The organism is Anabaena sp. EIM26, from assembly GCF_057568715.1.
Map to the genome: position 1 here is coordinate 3,146,043 of NZ_CM172472.1, position 19,088 is coordinate 3,165,130.

16 protein-coding genes are annotated in these 19,088 nt (G+C 36.5%); 6 read left to right on the forward strand and 10 right to left on the reverse strand.

Going from position 1 to position 19,088, the window contains the following annotated elements; translation table 11 throughout:
* Positions 1 to 19: 19 nt before the first annotated feature.
* Together AC012T_RS13755 and AC012T_RS13760 are read left to right on the forward strand one after the other, a co-directional pair.
* On the forward strand, positions 20 to 1,723 hold the full coding sequence (locus tag AC012T_RS13755) for a protein kinase domain-containing protein (RefSeq protein WP_487059124.1): 1,704 nt from the start codon (positions 20 to 22) through the stop codon (positions 1,721 to 1,723).
* Between the two features lie 393 nt (positions 1,724 to 2,116).
* Positions 2,117 to 2,380 (forward strand): hypothetical protein, encoded by a 264-nt coding sequence (locus tag AC012T_RS13760; protein ID WP_487059126.1) that lies wholly within the window; start codon positions 2,117 to 2,119, stop codon positions 2,378 to 2,380.
* Positions 2,381 to 2,407: 27 nt separating this feature from the next.
* Here the strand turns inward: AC012T_RS13760 and AC012T_RS13765 are convergent, their stop codons facing one another.
* The 6 genes from AC012T_RS13765 to AC012T_RS13790 all read right to left on the reverse strand — a co-directional run bounded on the left by AC012T_RS13765 (position 2,408) and on the right by AC012T_RS13790 (position 9,867).
* Entirely contained in the window at positions 2,408 to 3,196 is a 789-nt protein-coding gene (locus AC012T_RS13765) for an ABC transporter permease (protein ID WP_487059127.1), read from the reverse strand.
* 46 nt (positions 3,197 to 3,242) lie between these two features.
* Positions 3,243 to 4,223, reverse strand: a complete 981-nt coding sequence (locus AC012T_RS13770) for an ABC transporter ATP-binding protein (RefSeq protein ID WP_487059129.1) — start codon at positions 4,221 to 4,223, stop codon at positions 3,243 to 3,245.
* 624 nt (positions 4,224 to 4,847) lie between these two features.
* Complete coding sequence (locus tag AC012T_RS13775) at positions 4,848 to 6,494, reverse strand: AAA-like domain-containing protein (RefSeq protein WP_487059130.1); 1,647 nt, start codon at positions 6,492 to 6,494, stop codon at positions 4,848 to 4,850.
* Positions 6,495 to 6,692: 198 nt separating this feature from the next.
* A complete protein-coding gene (locus AC012T_RS13780) occupies positions 6,693 to 8,339 on the reverse strand; it encodes an ABC1 kinase family protein (RefSeq protein WP_487059132.1) in 1,647 nt (548 codons plus the stop codon).
* On the reverse strand, positions 8,330 to 8,677 hold the full coding sequence (locus AC012T_RS13785) for a hypothetical protein (protein ID WP_487059134.1): 348 nt from the start codon (positions 8,675 to 8,677) through the stop codon (positions 8,330 to 8,332). The genes AC012T_RS13780 and AC012T_RS13785 overlap by 10 nt, the downstream gene beginning before the upstream one ends.
* Before the next feature lie 125 nt (positions 8,678 to 8,802).
* Positions 8,803 to 9,867: a mannose-1-phosphate guanylyltransferase gene (locus AC012T_RS13790; RefSeq protein ID WP_487059136.1), complete on the reverse strand. Its 1,065-nt coding sequence runs from the start codon at positions 9,865 to 9,867 to the stop codon at positions 8,803 to 8,805.
* A 115-nt stretch (positions 9,868 to 9,982) separates the two neighbouring features.
* Between AC012T_RS13790 and AC012T_RS13795 the strand changes: the two genes are divergently transcribed.
* From AC012T_RS13795 to murJ, 3 genes are all read left to right on the forward strand, one after another.
* Positions 9,983 to 11,488, forward strand: a complete 1,506-nt coding sequence (locus tag AC012T_RS13795) for an LCP family protein (protein ID WP_487059137.1) — start codon at positions 9,983 to 9,985, stop codon at positions 11,486 to 11,488.
* 88 nt (positions 11,489 to 11,576) lie between these two features.
* Positions 11,577 to 12,086 (forward strand): pentapeptide repeat-containing protein, encoded by a 510-nt coding sequence (locus tag AC012T_RS13800; protein ID WP_487059138.1) that lies wholly within the window; start codon positions 11,577 to 11,579, stop codon positions 12,084 to 12,086.
* A gap of 151 nt (positions 12,087 to 12,237) precedes the next feature.
* A complete protein-coding gene (murJ, locus tag AC012T_RS13805) occupies positions 12,238 to 13,842 on the forward strand; it encodes a murein biosynthesis integral membrane protein MurJ (protein ID WP_487059140.1) in 1,605 nt (534 codons plus the stop codon).
* A 200-nt stretch (positions 13,843 to 14,042) separates the two neighbouring features.
* Here the strand turns inward: murJ and AC012T_RS13810 are convergent, their stop codons facing one another.
* Both AC012T_RS13810 and AC012T_RS13815 read right to left on the reverse strand, forming a co-directional pair.
* Positions 14,043 to 14,438 carry a toxin-antitoxin system TumE family protein gene (locus tag AC012T_RS13810; protein WP_487059142.1) on the reverse strand — a complete coding sequence of 132 codons (396 nt, stop codon included), beginning with the start codon at positions 14,436 to 14,438 and terminating at the stop codon, positions 14,043 to 14,045.
* Positions 14,435 to 14,734 carry a hypothetical protein gene (locus tag AC012T_RS13815; RefSeq protein WP_487059143.1) on the reverse strand — a complete coding sequence of 100 codons (300 nt, stop codon included), beginning with the start codon at positions 14,732 to 14,734 and terminating at the stop codon, positions 14,435 to 14,437. Before AC012T_RS13815 ends, AC012T_RS13810 begins: the two co-directional genes overlap by 4 nt.
* Before the next feature lie 749 nt (positions 14,735 to 15,483).
* Here AC012T_RS13815 and AC012T_RS13820 point away from each other — a divergent pair.
* The gene (locus AC012T_RS13820; protein WP_487059145.1) at positions 15,484 to 16,713 is read left to right on the forward strand and encodes a damage-control phosphatase ARMT1 family protein; all 1,230 of its coding nucleotides are present in this window, start codon (positions 15,484 to 15,486) and stop codon (positions 16,711 to 16,713) included.
* A gap of 24 nt (positions 16,714 to 16,737) precedes the next feature.
* Here AC012T_RS13820 and AC012T_RS13825 read toward each other — a convergent pair whose 3' ends face one another.
* Both AC012T_RS13825 and AC012T_RS13830 read right to left on the reverse strand, forming a co-directional pair.
* Positions 16,738 to 17,871, reverse strand: coding sequence for a mechanosensitive ion channel family protein (locus tag AC012T_RS13825; protein WP_487059146.1), 1,134 nt, complete (start codon positions 17,869 to 17,871; stop codon positions 16,738 to 16,740).
* 168 nt (positions 17,872 to 18,039) lie between these two features.
* Positions 18,040 to 19,023: a mechanosensitive ion channel family protein gene (locus AC012T_RS13830; RefSeq protein ID WP_487059148.1), complete on the reverse strand. Its 984-nt coding sequence runs from the start codon at positions 19,021 to 19,023 to the stop codon at positions 18,040 to 18,042.
* Positions 19,024 to 19,088 lie beyond the last annotated feature (65 nt).

Consider the following 19,088-nt stretch of genomic DNA (forward strand, 5'->3'; position numbering starts at 1 on the left):
TTATAAACCTCCCCAAATTATGAGCCTTTGTATCAACCCAGTTTGCCCTCAACCCAACCACCCCGACAACGACAAAAACCGCTTTTGTCAAACCTGTGGTTCTCAATTAGAACTATTAGAACGTTATCGAGTTATGCGTTTAATAAGTGATAAAACTGGGTTTAGCAAAGTCTATGAAGCATACCAACAAGACACACCAAAAATCCTCAAAATCCTCAAAGAAGAATTAGCCAACGATACCAAAGCAACATCACTATTTCAACAAGAAGTAAATGTTCTAGCACAGTTAAATCATCCTGGTATTCCCAAAGCCGAAGGTTACTTTCAATATCAGACTAGAGTTGGTTTAATGTTGCATTGCATGGTCATGGAAAAAATTGATAGTCTCAATTTAGAACAATGGCTAAAGCAACAACAAAACCGCCCTATTTCTGAAGCACAAGCAATAGCTTGGTTAAAACAGTTAGCCGAAATTTTAGCTTTAGTTCATGACAAACAATATCTGCATCGAGATATTAAACCAGCTAATATCATGATTCGTCCAGATGGACAATTAGTATTAATTGACTTTGGTACAGCCAGAGAACTTACCAAAACCTATTTGACTAATGGTGGAGGAATCACAGCAATTACATCATCTGGTTATAGCCCTCCAGAACAAATGAATGGTCAAGCCATACCACAATCAGATTTTTTTGCATTAGGACGCACATTTGTATTTTTACTGACTGGATCTCACCCTTTAGATTTTTATGATCCTCACCTTAATACTTGGCAATGGCAAAATCATGCCACTCACGTTTCACCTCTATTATTAAATTTTATTGATTGGTTAATGTCCCCAGAAGTAGATAAACGTCCTAGAAATGCTCAAGAAATTTTGCAGCGTTTAGTAGAACACGAAAATCAACTCACAGGAAGTAATCTTGCAACTGTTAATGTCGTAGGTGGTCTAAAAACTGCCCAACTACCCAAAACTACTCCTCATAAAAATGTAATTTCCCAACCAAATCAGCCAGAAAAATTACCTTTATTAGCACTATTATTAGCCATGCTATTATCATTAGGCTTACTTGGCATAGTAGCTTTAGCAACACGTTCATCCAAATTGGTTCTAACAGCTAATTATGGACAAGCCCCCGAAAAAAAAGGCAAAGTAGATTATTTCCCCTACGAAGAAGGAAAAGATAGTCAAGGCAGAATAGCTGAATTTAATATTGCAGTTCTATCGGTTGAATATAAATGGCTATTAGGCAGCAATTTTCAAATAAAATATAATGATCAAGTTATTAGCCTTGAACTTCTAAAAATGAATTTAGAACAAGAAGGTATACAAAAAATAATGGAAAATCCTAGCGAAATTATCTCCGTAGGTACAGCTTCTTGTGAGGGTGATATTGCAGTTGAACAAAGTCGGGCATTAGAACGTGCTAAACAAATCCAACTATTAGGAAAAAAGTTATTTAGTAATACACCTAGCGTTAAAGGTTATCGCTTATTAAACTTGGGACAATTTCAAAGAAAAGATTGTCAAGCAAATCAAGATTCAACAGCTTACCAACGAAGTATAATCATCATTGGTGTTAAAAAACAAGCCGAAGGAGTAATTTTAGATGAAGCCTTAAGAAACAGATTAGAGAAAAAACCATTTGCTGATTTTAAACTAGAAGATTATTCATTAGGTTCAGCTGATAAATTTCAAACAATACCAAGTAACTTATAATATCTCTCCTCATCTGCGCTCTCTGCGTCTCCGCGTGAAATAAATCTTATCCCCCTTATCCCTTATGGTCAAAAAAGCAGATATTAGCAGCCCCTGAGAACTGGATAAAATTGTCATTGGTCGATAAGTTGACGACAGTTATCTGAGTCATGGGACAGCAAAAGAAGGAAATAGCAAGGAAATAGCGTGGAAACGAACAAATCTGATATTATACTAGTCTATAGCAAATAAAATTCATTAAAGGCAGTCAAAGAATTTTATTTTTATCAAAATGTAGGTCTTTTAGAGGAGCATCCTCACTATAGATGCTCTCAATGAAATGCAGGAACTTATGGCAAAAAGTCAAATTTACTCAAGTTAGATTTAGATAAATTATTGAAGTGGAGGATAACGGTGTTAGAAAAATCTTTCTTCTATCAAGAAATTTTGCATAAAGGTAGAGAAGAAGGACAGCTAAAAGAGAGGCTGTCAGGTATTGAGTTAGCTTTAGATGTTAAATTCGGTGCTGAAGGTTTAGAACTAATGCCAGAGATATCACAAATCTATGATTTAGAACTATTAAGAAATATTCAAAAAGGTGTTCTGAAGGCAAATACTCTAGATGAGTTACACGAAATTCTTCAAAGTATTCAGATACCACTAAATGAAATGATTTAACCTAAAAATTCTTAATTTAGGAATTATTCACGCTCCCATTCCTGAATACCTCTTTAATCCTGCACGCCATAACAAGCGATTTGCACCCATAAATACTAGCAACCAACCCAAAATTGACAAAAATCCTCTTGTTAAGTCAACAGGTAAACCTACAAGAATACTTGCAGGAAAATGAATCAAATAGGGAAAAGGTGTAAACATGACTACGTTTCGTACAGCTTCAGGAAAAACTTCTAAAGGTGCAATCATACCTGATAAAAACAGAAAAAATAAAAACCAGAAACTTTCTAAAGCTGTGGCTCTTTCTGTCCAAAAAGAGAACATCGCAAAAGTGTACTGAATTAAAAATCGTAGGGCAAAAGCTAGTAGCGCAGCTAGAGTAAACAGAAATAAATTAGGTAAACTCGGCAACCAAAAAGCCTGGGGATATAGTAAAAAAAAGAATCCTATTAATAGAAATACAAAAGGCATTCTAGCAAATCTTTCAGCAACATGGTTAGCAAGATGATGAAATCCTGGATCTATAGGTTGTAATAATCGTGGTGAAAGTTTACCTTCTATCACCTCTTTGTCAAAGTCAAAAATTACCCAAACAACTGTTATTTGTCTGATTAAAAAGACAGCAAAAAAGTAACGCGCAAAATCTATAGATGTGAGACTAAACTGCCCTCCTTGAGCAGCTTTTATCCATACACCCATGAGAATAATTGGTAAAGAACCAGATAAAATCCATAATACTAATTCTGACCGATACTCAAGCATATAGGCATAGTAGACTGAAAGTAAAGTCAGGGCTTTTTTAAGAAGATTTTTCATAATTTGTTATTTACAGCTACGCCTCTACTAAATTTTTTAATCAAAACTAGACAAAACCATTTTGAAAAACTCGTCCAATTACTTCTTCTACAGGTGGTTCTGTTACTGTTAAATCAATAACTTCCAAATCAGCTAAAATCTGTGATACGGTGCTGGTAAGTGCGGCTCTCTGGACTATAAAACGCACGGCTCTTCCTTCTAAAAGTTGAATATCTCCATAAGACATAAGTTTTTCGGCTGGTAGAGGTTGGGCTAATTCAACATAAATTTCTCGGTAAGGTGCAAAGTTTTCTAATAATCCATCTAAGCTACCGTCATACATCAGCTTTCCTTGGTGAATTAAGAGTACACGTTTGCATAAAGCTGTGATATCTGCCATGTAATGACTTGTCAATAATACTGTTGCTTGATAAAGCTGATTGTAATCTCTTAAAAAGTCGCGTACACTCACTTGAGCATTGACATCTAGTCCTAAAGTTGGTTCATCTAAAAATAAAACTTGAGGACGGTGTAAAAGTGCTGCTAACAGTTCGGCTTTCATGCGTTCACCGAGTGATAGCTTGCGAACTGGTTGGTTCAGTTTACCTTCTAAAGAAAGCATTTCTGTTAATTCACCAACTCGATGCTGAAATTCTCTGTCAGAAATGTTATAAACTGCGGCGTTAATTCTGAAGGAATCTAATGCTGGTAAGTCCCAAATTAATTGTTGTTTCTGCCCCATTACTAGGGTGATTTTTTGCAAAAATGCTTCTTGACGACGAAAAGGGATATGTCCGGCAACTCTGACTGTACCGCTAGAAGGATGAATTAAGCCAGTGAGCATTTTCAATGTGGTAGTTTTACCGGCACCGTTGGGTCCTAAAAAACCAACTACTTCACCGGGAGCGATTTCAAAAGAAACATCCTGAACGGCTTTGATTGAACGATAAGTCCGCCGAAAAAAGTGGGTAAGGGTTCCACGAATACCAGGCTCTTTAATGGCTACTGGGTAGTATTTACTTAGATTTTTTGCTATGATAATTGACATAAAAAATTATTTCCTTTGACCTTGTGCCTTCTGCTTTTTATTTTCTGCCTCCTACTAAGGATTGCACAGATGGTGTTCAGTAAGCTTCACTCTAGAGGAATCGTTTTTTACTAATTCTTGATTATACTGTAAATAATTCCTCACCTAATAAGCATAATCTAATTAATGACTTAAGAAGGATGTGGGGTATTGCCATTAATAAAATAAATTCAGAGGGAACTCTTAACGGGTAACTCTTAACAGAAAAAATTCATGTTTAAAAACATGAGATTGAAATAATGACACTGGTTTTTTCGTGCCACTCTCCTTCAAAAAACATCTTTTTTTTGACTGAGCTTTAAACTCTGAAACTAAAGTTTCTTATCTGTTAAAAGTCCCCTGTTACCTTTTTTGTGATATATAGCAATTCCCATGCTCATGAAATACATCCCACCCGCGCTGTCGCGCACCCTCCCCTTGGTAAGAGGAGGGTTGGGGAGGGGTAATTTTGTATCTAATTAGAGTGGGCAAAGCTATATGGCGTTTACCAGTTTAATGAAGTACACACCAATTTATTCCCTGTTAAGAGTTCCCTAAAACGAAAAAACTTTGTACCTTACGAGCATGGAAACGGCTATAAAAGAATCATTTATAACCTAAATTGCAATAACAAAATTGTGAACTCAAAATAGTGCGATCGCGTCCCACTTGCTTGGCTTGATATAGTGCTTGATCAGCTGCTTCAAATAATTCCTTTAAACCAAGAGAGGATTGTGGGATAATACAGGCAATTCCTAAACTAATTGTTACCTGAGCTACATTTGTTTCTTGGCTATATTTAGTGAAGTTAGGAATTTTAATTTCCCATAATTTGACTTTTTTTCTAATTTCTTCTGCAATTATTATCGCTCCTTTAGAGTCAGTCTGTGGTAAAATTACAACAAATTCTTCACCACCATAACGAGCGACTAAATCATCTGCTCGTTTGATTACTGAATTAATTGCTTGAGCAACTTGACTTAAACAATCATCTCCCGCCTGATGTCCATAGGTATCATTAAAAAGTTTAAATTTATCTATATCTGCTAATATTAAAGCTATGGGTTCTTGGTTCCGTTTCATTTTTTCCCATTCTAATTGGAAGCGATTATCAAAATACCTCCGGTTGGCAATTTGAGTCAGTTTGTCAGTATTCAATAAAAATTTTAATTTTTCATTTTCTTCTTCTAGTTGTTCTAAACGAATAGAGGTATTATTCTCTGCTATTAATGTTTCTTTTTGAAAAAATAAATGGTACATTTCACAAGCAGGTTGAAAATTATCACTTCCTAATTGTTTAATCAGTCCCAAACTATCTAATTTATAAATTAAATTTGCAGATATATGGGTAGGTTTTTGAGAATTTATGATTTTATCAAAAGCTTCAGATAATTCTTTATTACTTTGTAAGATAGTCAATAAATATCTTAAATGATTGCTATAAATACCGTTGTGGCTGATAGCCGTTGCTAGTAGTTCTGGAAAAGAAATTTTTTGTTGCTGGATATGATAGAAAGCTAGATGAATTAAATAAGGATGTCCACCAACAAGATCCATTAATTGTTTTACTGCACTAGTATCAAACCAATTTAGTTCATGTCGTCTAGCGAATTCTGTTACTTGCTCTGGATTAAATTCTGGTATTTTTAAACATAACCCCACATTAAATGGAGATTGATTTACATTTAATGGAATATAAACTTCTGTAGCGTGAATTACTACCAGACGCAATTTTTGCCAAATTTTAGTTTGTTTAGCTTTTTCATGCCAACTTCTTAACAAAGGCAAAAAATCCTTAGCAATGTGTAGATGTTCAAAAATATAATTGACTTCATTCAGAACTAAAACTAATGGACTCTGTATTTGTTTTAATAAATAGCTCTCAAAATAAATTGACGCACTAACTTTACTGCCGATATCCTCATCCCAATAATCATTGAGATTTGGTGTTAGGGACAACTGACGAGCAACATTCATACAAAACCAGCGTAAAAATTTGTTAAGACTAGTAAAAATTTGGCTATCTGCCTGTTGAAAATCTATGCTTACTATTATGTATCCTTGATTCATAGCTTGGTGAATTAATCGCAACATCAAGGAACTTTTGCCCATATTGTAAGATGCTCTAATGCGTAGTAATCCTCCTGGTTTGGTCAATTCTGTATAAGCATCTTTTTCAATTGGCGGACGTTCAATATAAAATCGGGAATTGAATGGTAGAGGATCACCAGGTAAAAGGATATTTTCTTCCATCTAGAACATACCTTTTTGATTTAACATGAATTTCTATTTCTCAATTGAAACTAATATGATGTTATGTATATTAACTCGAAATAATGCTTTAAGTATAATTATGTAAGTAATCTGAGCTTACATAAGCCCCTTGTGGAAATTATATATAAAAGTTAACATTTGCCATCTGTACTGTTCACGGTACTGAAGTTAATTAAGTTACCTTAAACGGCCTGAGCGTAAAATACTGATTATTAACCACAGTCCTAATAGACTGGCGGCAGCAAATAGGACACTACTGACGTAAGATAACTGAGATGTTGTGGCTCGGCTGGAAATCATAGCTGCACCCATGATCAGGGAACCGACTAAAATGCTAAAAGAAAGACGGTTAGCCGCGTCGTCCATTGTCCGACGTACACCATCTAGCCCTTGTAGTGATAAGTTCCACTGTAGGGTTTCTGATGTGACACGATCTAATAAGAGTTCAATTTGTCTGGGAGATTGCAGGGAGAGACTTTTGATGTCTAAAGCGGTGCGTAAAAGCGATCGCACTGGACTCTCTCCTAATAACTGACGACTAAACAAATCTGTGATTAATGGCTTGATTTCATCAAACAAGTTCACTTCTGGGTTGAAGGTACGCGCTACCCCTTCTAAATTAGCTAAGGTTTTTGCATATAAACCCATATTGCTGGGTAAGCGAATTTTATTATTGCGAGCAATTTGCAAAATTTCATAAATCACCCGACTGAAATTTATATCAGTCAAGCTGGCATTGTAATACTTCCGCAACATTCGGTCATAGTCATTTTCTAACTTCGCCAAAATTACCGGTTGAGCAGAATCTGATAGTTGCAAAGTTAACTGAGCGCACCTCTGAGCATCTAAATCTACAATCGCTAACAACATTTCTGTTAAAATCTGCTGAGTGCGGGGATCAAGTCTGCCCACCATGCCACAGTCTAAGAGTGCAACACGTCCATCCATGAGATAAAACAAGTTACCTGGATGGGGATCAGCATGAAAGAAACCATCAATATATATTTGTTGAAAAAATACCCGAAACAGTAAAGTAGTGATCGCTTTCCTGGCAGGAATTAAGTCTTCCTCTTTGTGATTGATGCTTAAATCAGCCGATAGTATGGGAACACCATCTAGCCATTCCATCACCAGTAACTTTTCTGTGGTTAAATGCCAGTTAATTTCCGCAACTACTATTTGTGTGGGATCATACCAACGACTTGCGGATAAGTTACGCCGCAGTTGATCTGTAAAACCTGCTTCTCGTTTAAAATCTAACTCGGCTTCTAGAGCTTTAGTAAATTCTTCCGCAATAGATTTGATATCGTAATTTTGCCCAAAATCAGTTCGAGCTACCAAATCCGCGATACCTTGAATTAAGGCAATATCTTGGGCAATTGTGATATCTATCCCCGGTCTTTGCACCTTCAGAGCTACCTCTTTACCATCTGCTAAAGTGGCGCGATGGGTTTGGGCAATTGATCCCGCAGCTACAGGAAAATGATTAATTATGCGGAAAGTTTCTTCTAGTGGACGTTTGAGTTGTTTGCGGATAACTATTTCTACTTCTGACCAAGGAACTGGTGGTACTTCATCTTGTAGAGTTGACAGTTCTTCGATGTAGGCAGCGCTGAGTAAATCTGGACGGGTAGAAAGCAGCTGACCGAGTTTGACATAAACTGGCCCCAAATCCACCAAAATATTTTTTAATACCGCAGGTGTAGGTAGTTGGGGTTCATCCGTTTTGCCACCAGTTAGCAAACTTCGCATATAGTCCCAGCCGTTGCGGAGGACTACTTCAATAATTTCTCGTTGTCGGGGTACAGTTTGGGTTAAAAACATTTTTTAGGGATTGGTAATGGGTGATTGGTAATTGGTAATTGGTAATTGGTAATTGGTAATTGGTAATTGGTAATTGGTAATGGGTGATTAATTCTTTCTTCTCCTGAACTCCCGACTCCTGACTCCTGAACTCCGAACTCCGAACTCCGAACTCCGAACTCCTGACTCCTGACTCCTGACTCCTGAACTCCGAACTCCTGACTCCGAACTCCTAAACTCCGAACTCCGAACTCCGAACTCCGAACTCCGAACTCCGAACTCCTGACTCCGAACTCCGAACTCCGAACTCCGAACTCCTGCCATATATATTTTTTTGTTAAATAAAACAAAAATTTCATGATGATCCCCTGGAATAAAGGCTCAAAAGGGTTGATTAACTTAAATGCCACAGAATACAATGGACAGTCTAGTTATAATTGAAAATAAAACTTTTGAGCCTCTACCAAGGGTTCTAACTTTTACATCATAGTAGGTCAGTAAATCGGGGATCGCTTTGTAGGGTTTTGAGAATCTGCTTGATATCTTGAGTGCGTTCCTTCTTAACTATCAGGGTAACATTGCGATCGCGCACAATCACCACATCCTCTAGGCCAATAGTAACAACTACATCATCTGGATTGGAGGCATAAATAATTGCCCCTTGGGTATCTAGCCCAACATGGGTAGCTAGTTCCACATTAGGATTATCTGCTTTTTGATGTAAGCGAGCGATCGCATTCCAGTCGCCCAAATCATCCCAACCAAAGTCCACCGGTAAAACATATGCTAGACTTGTTTTTTCCATCAGCGCATAATCTATACTTTTTTTAGGCAACTGGGGATAAATATCAGGTCCTTGTTGTTCTAAAGGTTCGAGAATTTCTGGAGCATGGGTACGCAGTTCTTCTAGAACCACCCCAGCCCGAAACACGAACATACCGCTATTCCAGCTAAAGCGTCCCGTAGATAAAAAAGTCTCCGCCGTTTCCCGGTTGGGCTTTTCAGTAAAGCGGTTGACGTGATAAGCTGGCAAATCATTAAAGCTACCAATCTTTTCACCTTGTTCAATGTAGCCGTAACCAGTTGACGGGAAAGTAGGCTTGATCCCCAAAGTGACAATCGCTGCTGTGCTAGTCGCCAGTTGGGTCGCAGCATTTAAGGTGTGTGCAAACACTTCTTGATCAGCAATCCAGTGGTCTGCCGGGAAAAAGCCAATTACAGCGTCTTCACCGTAACGCTTTTTAATTTCCAAACTTGTCCAAGCAACTGCGGCGGCGGTGTCTCTTCCTTCTAATTCGATCAGCAAATTTTGCTCAGGCAGATCGGGTAATTGTTGTCGTACTCCTTCAGCTATTTGACCAGAAGTTATCACCCACAGGTTATTCCAACCACCTGCGAGTGTTAGCAATCTATCAGCAGTTGCTTGCAGTAGACTTCTAGAACTACCATCGAGACTTAAAAATTGCTTGGGTCTGTCTTGGCGACTGAGAGGCCAAAAACGCTCACCTTTACCGCCAGCAAGGATTACAGGAATCAGTGAATTATTCATGTGGTTATATACACTTATTGCAGAACAATACAAGTGTACAGTGAGCTTCTACTCTGGCAAGATTTGCAACTTGCATTAACATACCTTTAGGGAGTGGTTGAGTGGGGAGAGAATTGTGATTAAACAAGTTCAATGGTCAGACAATCAGGTCATACCTCAGCAAGTACCAGCTTCAGGTCAAGAGGTAAGACATCAACAATTTCAAAGAACTGAACCTCAGATACCTGACCCAATACCCGGCAGCGCAGGGCAAGAGGTCAGACCAAAACAGCCAGTCAATCCCGTTAACGTCGTCGATTCAGTGGGCGCTATCCCCCATGAACTCTATGATCGCTTAGGGTTGACAATGCCACGCTGGCTATTGTGGATACTCACTTTTGTTGTTGGCATCATTTTATCTGGGTTACTAGTATCAACTCTGGCACTGTGGACTCCTCTGTGGAGCAATTTAGATCAAGCCAAAGATGATGATTTTGGATCTACTACGAATAAAGATCAGGTAAAAGTACCTGGGGATTTATGGAGAAAACTTTCCCAGTACCAGCTATCAAAACCCATGAATATTTTAGTGATGGGAATTGAACCAGTTAAGGGTACTGTTGATGGTTCGCCAGAAAGTTTTGCTGGTAGCAGCGATACCATGTTGCTGATTCGTCTCAATCCTAGCGATAAATCTATTCGAGTACTTTCGATTCCGAGAGGAACAATGATCTCAATCCCAGAACAGGGATTAACTAAAGTATCTGAAGCTAATGCCAAAGGTGGGCCAGTACTAGCGGCAAGGGTGGTAAGCCGGACTTTAAGCAATGCCCCCATAGATCGCTATATTCGCATTTCTACCAGTGGCTTGCGGCAATTAGTTGAACAGCTGGGCGGAGTAGATGTATTCGTACCCGAAGCGATGAATTATCAAGATAAATCTGGTGGTTTATCCGTGAATTTAGCCAGTGGTTGGCAAAGTCTCAATGGTGAACAAGCAGAACATTTTGCTCGTTTCCGTGACTCAAATGCCGGGGATATACCAAGAGTACAGCGGCAACAAGCACTAATCACAGCTTTGCTGCAACGCCTCAATAGTCCTACAGTTTTACCCAGGTTGCCCCAACTAACTCGCATAATGCGAAAGTATTTTGACACCAACCTAAAAATGGAAGAAATGATGGCATTGGCGAATTTTTCCGTGAATGTAGAACGGGATAATTTCCAAATGGCCATGTTGCCTGGTACGTTCAGTAAATTCAGCAAAGACCCCAATAGTTATTGGTTGAATATGACTGGACAACAAAGCTTATTGAATGATTATGTTGGGGTGAATGTACCTGGTTTGAAATCTGATGATCGTCCAGTTTCTCGCCGCAAAATTGCTATTCAAAATGCTTCCAATCAACCTCAATTAACTGAAAAAGTTATTACCTATCTCAAATCAAAAGGTTTTACAAATATTTACACAGTTCCTGATTGGCCTGATACCCAACGCCAAACACAGATAATCGTCCAGAAAGGAAATCCACAACCAGGAGTTGACCTACAAGAAGTTTTAGGCTTGGGTCAAATCGAGGTTTCTGCAAATGGAGATTTAGAATCTGATCTCACCATTCGGATTGGGAAAGATTGGAAATAGTAATTAGTCATTGGTCATTGGTCATTAGTGAAAAAAAACAACTGACTATTGACCATTGATTAATAAAAATTGATAACTAATTAAGTTTATGAAAAATATTTTGTTGAGATTTTTTACTTTAATATTGATTTTAATTTCGGCTTTTTTCTGGGTAATTATCAATCCTAAACCAGCTTTTGCTCAAGTCAACACAATTAACTATAACAATGCCTCTTTAGAAAATCGTGACTTTTCTCACACTGATTTAGTAGGTGGGACTTTTGTAGCAGCAGAAATGCGGGGGGCAAATTTTCAAGGGGCAAATTTAAGCAATGCCATTTTAACTAAAGGTGTTTTGTTAAAAGCAAATTTGGAAGATGCAAATTTAACAGCCGCTTTAGTTGATAGAGTGACCTTAGATGGTGCTAATCTAAAAAACGCCATTTTCACAGAAGCAACTTTAACCCGTAGCCGTTTTTATGATGCAGATATTACTGGTGCTGATTTTACAGATGCTTTGATTGACCGATATCAGGTGTCGCTATTGTGTGAACGGGCAGATGGTGTTAACTCTGTAACAGGTGTTTCAACACGCGATAGTTTAGGGTGTAGGGAATAGGGGATAGGAGACAGGAGACTGTAATAACTGATGATCTTCTCCATATTTAAACTGCATAACCTAAATAAGTCTAACTCTTGTGGGGTGGGTATCCCTGCCCGCCTAAATATGTAAATTAGCTGCATTTTAGATTAACTGATAATTAATATTTGTGACACAATCAGAACAAAAACCTGCTCGTTCTTTCGCTGGCATTGCTGGTATTGTTGCCGCAGCGACGTTAATTAGTAAAATCTTTGGTTTAGTCAGACAACAAGCCATAGCGGCTGCTTTTGGTGTTGGTGCTGCTGCTACTGCTTACAGTTATGCCTACATTATCCCCGGTTTTTTATTAATTTTACTAGGTGGTGTCAATGGGCCTCTACATAGTGCCATTGTGAGCGTTTTAGCCAAGCGCAAACGAGAAGAAGCTGCACCTCTAGTAGAAACAGTCACAACCATAGTTGGTGGGTTGTTGTTGGTGGTGACAGTTGCTCAGATTTTCTTGGCAGAACCAATCATAGATATAGTTGGTTATGGGTTAGAGCCTACCACGAGAGCGATCGCAATTCGTCAACTGCAAATAATGGCTCCCATGGCCTTATTTTCCGGGTTAATAGGGATTGGGTTTGGTACTCTCAACGCCGCAAATCAATATTGGTTACTTTCCATAAGTCCTTTATTATCGAGTATTACCGTAATTGCAGGCATTGGTATTTTAACTTTGCAATATGGCAAAGATATCATCAAGCCAGAATTTGCTTTAATCGGTGGCATGGTCTTAGCTTGGGGAACATTAGCAGGTGCGATTCTCCAATGGCTAGTCCAGTTAATTGTGCAATGGCGGTTAGGTTTAGGAACATTAAAACTGAGATTTGATTTTAAATCTCCCGCAGTTCAAGAAGTAATTAAAATCATGACTCCGGCAACAATTTCTTCAGGAATGATGCCGATTAATGTTGCCACAGATTTATATTTTGCCAGTCCGATAAAAGGAGCAGCAGCAGGTTTTAACTATGCCAATTTATTAGTACAAACTCCGTTAGGAATTATTTCTAATATTATTTTACTGCCTTTATTACCCATATTTGCCAAATTAGCAGAACCAGAAAACTGGCCAGATTTAAAATTACGCATTCGTCAAGGACTTTTATTAACTGCTGTAACGATGCTACCTTTGGGCGCATTAATGATAGCTTTATCTGAGCCAATTGTGCAGGTAATTTATCAACGAGGAGCATTTAAACAAGAAGCAACTGAGTTAGTATCTTCTTTATTAATTGCCTATGGAATTGGGATGTTTGTCTATTTAGGACGTGATGTTTTAGTCAGAGTATTTTATGCTTTAGGTGATGGACAAACACCTTTTAGAATTAGCATTTTTAACATTTTACTCAATGCTGGTTTAGATTTTGTTTTGGTTAAACCTTTTGGTGCGCCTGGTTTAGTGTTAGCTACAGTTGGGGTAAATTGTAGTTCAATATTAATGTTATTGTGGTTATTAAATCGTAAATTAAACGGTTTACCTTTGCGGGAATGGAGTTTACCAATTCTGGGTTTAACTGCGGGTGGCTTTGTCGCTGGGGTTGCAAGTTATGGGACTTTAGTTGCTTGTCAGCAGGTTTTGGGGAATAAGGGTTTAGTTATTTTATTAGTGGAGTTGTCTATTTCTGGTTTGGTGGGAATTGGGGTATTTGCAGTTGTTGCTGCTTGGTTGAGAATACCTGAAGTGAATAGTTTTGTGGTGAAGATGCGGCAGAAGTTTTTGAAGAGGTAGGTAGCGAGACAATCCTTGTTGGTTAAGCTACAAAAATCCTTAAGTTGTGAGCTAAAATAATATCTATAAACCTTGATGGGTTAAGGAAGCGCGAGAAGAAATTGCAGCATCAATTTATATTTCTGAACATACACACCTATTTCATGTAGAAACATTTGTTAGTCAAATTTTAGATCATTTTCAGCGATAAGTTTCAAAATTTAACTTGATTCAGATTTGATTTGTTCAGAAACTTTTTTTAAAATCTCTTCAATATCAACAGGTAAATAGGGAAAAACTGAGTCTTCAGAACCATCATGTATGTGATGAGGATAGGTTGAAATTTCAGGATGATGGGGTGCGTTATCCCAACGTTTTATTAGTTGTCCATTCTCAGTTTGCCAATGGAAACTATATTTAATTATTTCTATTTGTCCTGATGATATTTTAAAAAATTCAAACATTTCTAAAAAGCTGCCATCTTTTAATGTCAGACGATAACGCCATAGTCCTTTATCCAGTTGTGATTCTTCTCGAATAATCTTTAAAATTACTACTTCTGGACAAAGTGCAATCACAGATTTTACCCATGCCAAATAGTCATCGGCATTTTTCATAAAGCTTGTTCTAATTTCTTTATTTTTTGTAAAATATCCTTGCGTAGTTCACACAAGCTAAACCACTCAAAAAAATCCATTTCATCTCCTAAATTTCCCAAATTAAATTGTTGCTCAAATTGTTCAGAAGAAAGATTATATTTATTCTCAAATTTATCTATATCCAAGTTATAGATAGCGAGTTTTTGATGATGACGAGTCAAAATTACATTTAGAAGTTGCCCAATAATTCGCTCTAATTCTGTGTTATCGGTACAGTTTTCACTCAGCAATTCTAATTTTTCTAACGTATTCATAATTATATATACCTTTGATGATGTTTATCTTTATTATAATTTATTCAAGGCGATAAATACCATAATCTTGTCAGAATCAGGATTATAGGATGTACAGGATGTAATTTTTTATTGTTTAGGAAAAAGGGCGATTTTTGGATGATAGATAATATATTGTGATTGTAATTATCATTTTTTATCTTTCAATATTCACAGAAAAATCATCAATCATAATCTGTCTGAATCAGGATACCCAGGATTAGAAGATGTACAGGATGTGATTTTTTATTGTTTAGGAAAAAGGGCGATTTTTGGATTACAGATAATATACTGTGATTGTAATTATCATTTTTTATCTTTCAATATTCACGGAAAAATCATCAATCATAATCTGTCTGAATCAGGATACCCAGGATTAGAAGATGTACAGGATGTGATTTTTTATTGTTTAGGAAAAAGGGCGATTTTTGGATTACAGATAATATACTGTGATTGTAATTATCATTTTTTATCTTTCAATATTCACGGAAAAATCATCAATCATAATCCTGTAAATCTTCAAATCCTGGACATCCTGATTCAGACAATTAAAATTTCAGCATCCCACCAACAACTTACAAATCACAATCCTGTAAATCCTCAAATCCTGTAAATCATGATATGGCTTGCACAACGCTACGCTATCAGGCAATTTCTCTAACTAGCAACTTAGCATAAGTAATAAAATCAGGTTAGAATAACTAAAAATTAATGGGAGATAGTAGTTTTTAGTGAATAAACCTCAAATTCCCAATTTACCACTACCAGCGTCACTCGTAGGTTCTGAATCTGGATCTTTTACTGAGTATACAGTTACTCAAAGGATGCCGGATATTGCTCGTCGTGTGATTACAGAAAATAAATTCCCTACGGAAATAAATCAAAGCTTAGAAAAACTAGCAGCGGAATTACCAAGCGGTTATTTATCATCTTTAATAGATGACACTGGTGTAGATTTTAATGATTGGAATAAATATATAGAACCATATAAAGATCAGCGTTGGGTAGATATCCCTTGGTTTGTTGCAGAAACTTATTTTTATCGTCTTATTCTCAATATAACTAATTACTTCCAACCAGGAGAATGGCAAAATGTTGATCCATTTGGGTTACAAAAAATTCAAGGTTTAGAAACATCAATTGATTCGATTATTTCTCTGTGTACTCAAACACAAGAATGGTTGAATGAATCACAGCAAGAAGATAAACCTAGTAAATCTTCTCTCATTGCATTGTTGTATTTTGCATTGTGGGGAAATCGTGTTGATTTAAGTTTATGGTCAGCTTTTGAAGATGATAGGAGTCGTTTTAATATTCATACTCAATTAAGTAATATCTTGGTAGATGATACATTTGCTATTACTAAGTTATTAACAAAATCGCAAGACAACTGCATTGATTTGGTTGTTGATAATGCTGGATTTGAGTTAATTTGTGATTTATGTTTAGTTGATTTTTTATTGGGTAGTGGTTTTGCAAGTCAGGTTTATCTGCATTTAAAACCGCATCCAACTTTTGTATCTGATGCAATGATTAAGGATGTGCATTATACTAAGAATTTTTTGATCCAAAGTAGCAATATTCAAGTTCAATCTTTGGGACAGAGATTAACAGAAAATCTGGCTTCAGGTAGATTGGTTTTAACTGAAGATTATTTTTGGACTTCACCATTAGCATTTTGGGAAATACCCAAATCACTCAAAGATGAGTTAGGGAAGTCGAATTTAATGATTGTCAAAGGTGATGCTAATTATCGACGCTTGTTGGGAGATTTAAATTGGGATTTTACTACGAATTTTGCCGATATAGTTTCTTACTTACCTGCACCAGTGGTAGCTTTACGTACTCTCAAGTCAGAAGTAGCAGCAGGTCTGAAGTCAGAAGCTATTGAAGAATTAGCAACAATTGACCCTAATTGGTTGACAAATGGACAATGGGGTGTGATTCAGTTGGTAAACTAAGGTATTTACAAAATCAAATCAAAATTAAATTGTCATAGGAGACTCGACATACAGTGTCGGTTCTTGCATAGTGAATTCTATACCGTAAGTAAGCAGTTTTTTAGAGATAGCTTCATTTGCTAATTCTAGTAACCGCTTGCGGAAGTCAATAGAATTTTCATGTGAACCTAAAATAAAGAAACTGACTCTCGCACGCACTCCTAGTTGATTATCTTGGGGAAATAAATTAATTTTGGTACTGTTGGGGTCAATTCCAAATAGAGTATTGGTACTTTCTTTAATGACTTTTTCTAATAATGCTTCTTCAGGTTTTTCTAGTATGCGCGGAAAATCAAGATAAAGCAAAACCATTAACTTTTTACCTCTAGTGATATTCTCAATATCAACTTTTGCCATTACTGAATTAGGAACAATTACCAAGGTACTTTTAGCAGCAGTTCTGAGTTTGGTTGAACGCAATCCAATAGATTCTACACGAGCAAATAATGTGCCTTGAGAACTTAAATTGACGCGAATGTATTCCCCAGGTACAAAAGGACGATCTAGATATAAAACCATTGTGCCGAAAATCTGTTCTAGGGTACTTTGAGCAGCAAATGCAACTGCAATACCTCCAATACCTAAACCAGCAATTAGACCAATTAAATTAACATTCTGACTTTGAGCAAATGCTAAAGCTGCTATAAATCCAATTACGACATTGGTAATTGTTTCCACAACGAGCAGTAATTCATCAACTTCTAAACCTACTTTACGAATTAAATCAATTCCGTAGACGCGCAATAGCTGACGAAATAATCGAGATGATAAAGCTGCAAAACTGCTAATTAGTGCTAAATCTAGGAAAAATTTTAAGAATTGATAAAATCCTGTATATTGTTGCAGTAAATTCAAAGATACAGAAACAAGAATTAAAGTTCCTGTGATTTTCAGGATATTTTCTAGAGGGTCAATTAAGCTTTCATAAATCTTGGAAATTGATAGGGGTGAAAATTTATGAATAATTATTGTTAAAAGCTTAGGAGTATATTTACCAACTAGCAACGACCAGAGAAAAAAGAAACAAAAAACTCCCAAACTGATAACCAATGACATAAGTGATTTTCTTACTTCTGCGTCAAATGGAAACCAATTTTGGATATCAACTAAAATCTGCATTTTTCTAATTTATATTGTATTTGATGCATTACAGGACTTATTCAACTGGCATATTAGTTTAGTAAGGTGCTTCAGACCTATAAACAGGTTATTATTAACAGATATATAACATCTAACGCACCCTACAAGAGATATTAAATGTGATCATACAATCTGTATTTCACTTGTTTAAATTGTGATTGGTGCATCAATATTAACGGGTTCATCTGCAACTTCAAAATCAATACCAAATCCTTGAAGTTGCATGGTAATATTTTGTTTAGCGATATCTAGTAATTGATGACGCATATCCATACCTATTTCACCAGCACCGAGAATGAAAAAGCTAATTTGTGCCTGAGTAGTGTTAGCTTTTCCATCTTTGAATAGATCTTTAAAATTTACTTCGGTATTACGAGAATCAATACCAAATAAATCTTTGGTACTTTCTAAAATAACTTGACGAATCAAAGCTTTTTCATTTTCGTTGATTTTTTGAGAGAATTTCAAATAAATTAGGGAAACAACTTTTCTTCCTCCTGTGAAGTTTTCGATACTTAATTGGATGAGGGAATCATTGGGAACTATGGTTAAAGTTCCTTTGCCGGAATTGCGAATTTTAGTGGAACGTAAACCTATTGATTCTACTTTACCAAATGTACCGTCTGGTAAGCCGATATAGTCATCAACTACAAATGGTCTATCAATATAAATAACTACTCCACCTAATAACTGCTGTAAAGCTTGTTTGGCTGCAAAAGCAAAGGCTAATCCACCGATTCCTAAACTAGTTAATAAACCTAAGAGGTTGATTTGATGAGTTTGAGCAAAAACGCAAAATATGATAATACAGATTAAGCCCTTGGCTATAATATTAATTACTACTAATAATTCACCATTTAGTTTTTGCTTGGTAGCTAATTCTAGTAAATAAAAATTAAATACTTGATCAAATAGCCGAGATGCTAAGATCCCAAATATAATTGATATTGATAAACCCAAGGGAATTTCTAGATATTTCAACCAGCTTTGTTGGAAACCAATTAGAAATAATATATCCATTACCATTAGTAAAGAAACAATTAATATCCATTTTTGGTAAGGTATAATAATTTGTGCATACAGCTTTTGAATTTGAGGAGATAGAAATAGATTAATAATAAATTCGTTCATGTTTTGTAATTAGGAAGGGACAATAATTTAGGTAGTTATGTCAATATTTTTTGACAAATATAAAA

Bases quoted from the DNA above. Each gene is read 5' to 3' on its own strand.
- AC012T_RS13780 (WP_487059132.1), bottom strand. From the start codon at position 8,339: ATGTTTTTAACCCAAACTGTACCCCGACAACGAGAAATTATTGAAGTA.
- AC012T_RS13775 (WP_487059130.1), bottom strand. From the start codon at position 6,494: ATGGAAGAAAATATCCTTTTACCTGGTGATCCTCTACCATTCAATTCC.
- AC012T_RS13810 (WP_487059142.1), bottom strand. From the start codon at position 14,438: ATGAAAAATGCCGATGACTATTTGGCATGGGTAAAATCTGTGATTGCA.
- AC012T_RS13755 (WP_487059124.1), top strand. From the start codon at position 20: ATGAGCCTTTGTATCAACCCAGTTTGCCCTCAACCCAACCACCCCGAC.
- AC012T_RS13825 (WP_487059146.1), bottom strand. From the start codon at position 17,871: ATGCAGATTTTAGTTGATATCCAAAATTGGTTTCCATTTGACGCAGAA.
- AC012T_RS13785 (WP_487059134.1), bottom strand. From the start codon at position 8,677: ATGAAATTTTTGTTTTATTTAACAAAAAAATATATATGGCAGGAGTTC.
- AC012T_RS13830 (WP_487059148.1), bottom strand. From the start codon at position 19,023: ATGAACGAATTTATTATTAATCTATTTCTATCTCCTCAAATTCAAAAG.
- AC012T_RS13800 (WP_487059138.1), top strand. From the start codon at position 11,577: ATGAAAAATATTTTGTTGAGATTTTTTACTTTAATATTGATTTTAATT.
- AC012T_RS13765 (WP_487059127.1), bottom strand. From the start codon at position 3,196: ATGAAAAATCTTCTTAAAAAAGCCCTGACTTTACTTTCAGTCTACTAT.
- AC012T_RS13790 (WP_487059136.1), bottom strand. From the start codon at position 9,867: ATGAATAATTCACTGATTCCTGTAATCCTTGCTGGCGGTAAAGGTGAG.
- AC012T_RS13770 (WP_487059129.1), bottom strand. From the start codon at position 4,223: ATGTCAATTATCATAGCAAAAAATCTAAGTAAATACTACCCAGTAGCC.
- AC012T_RS13815 (WP_487059143.1), bottom strand. From the start codon at position 14,734: ATGAATACGTTAGAAAAATTAGAATTGCTGAGTGAAAACTGTACCGAT.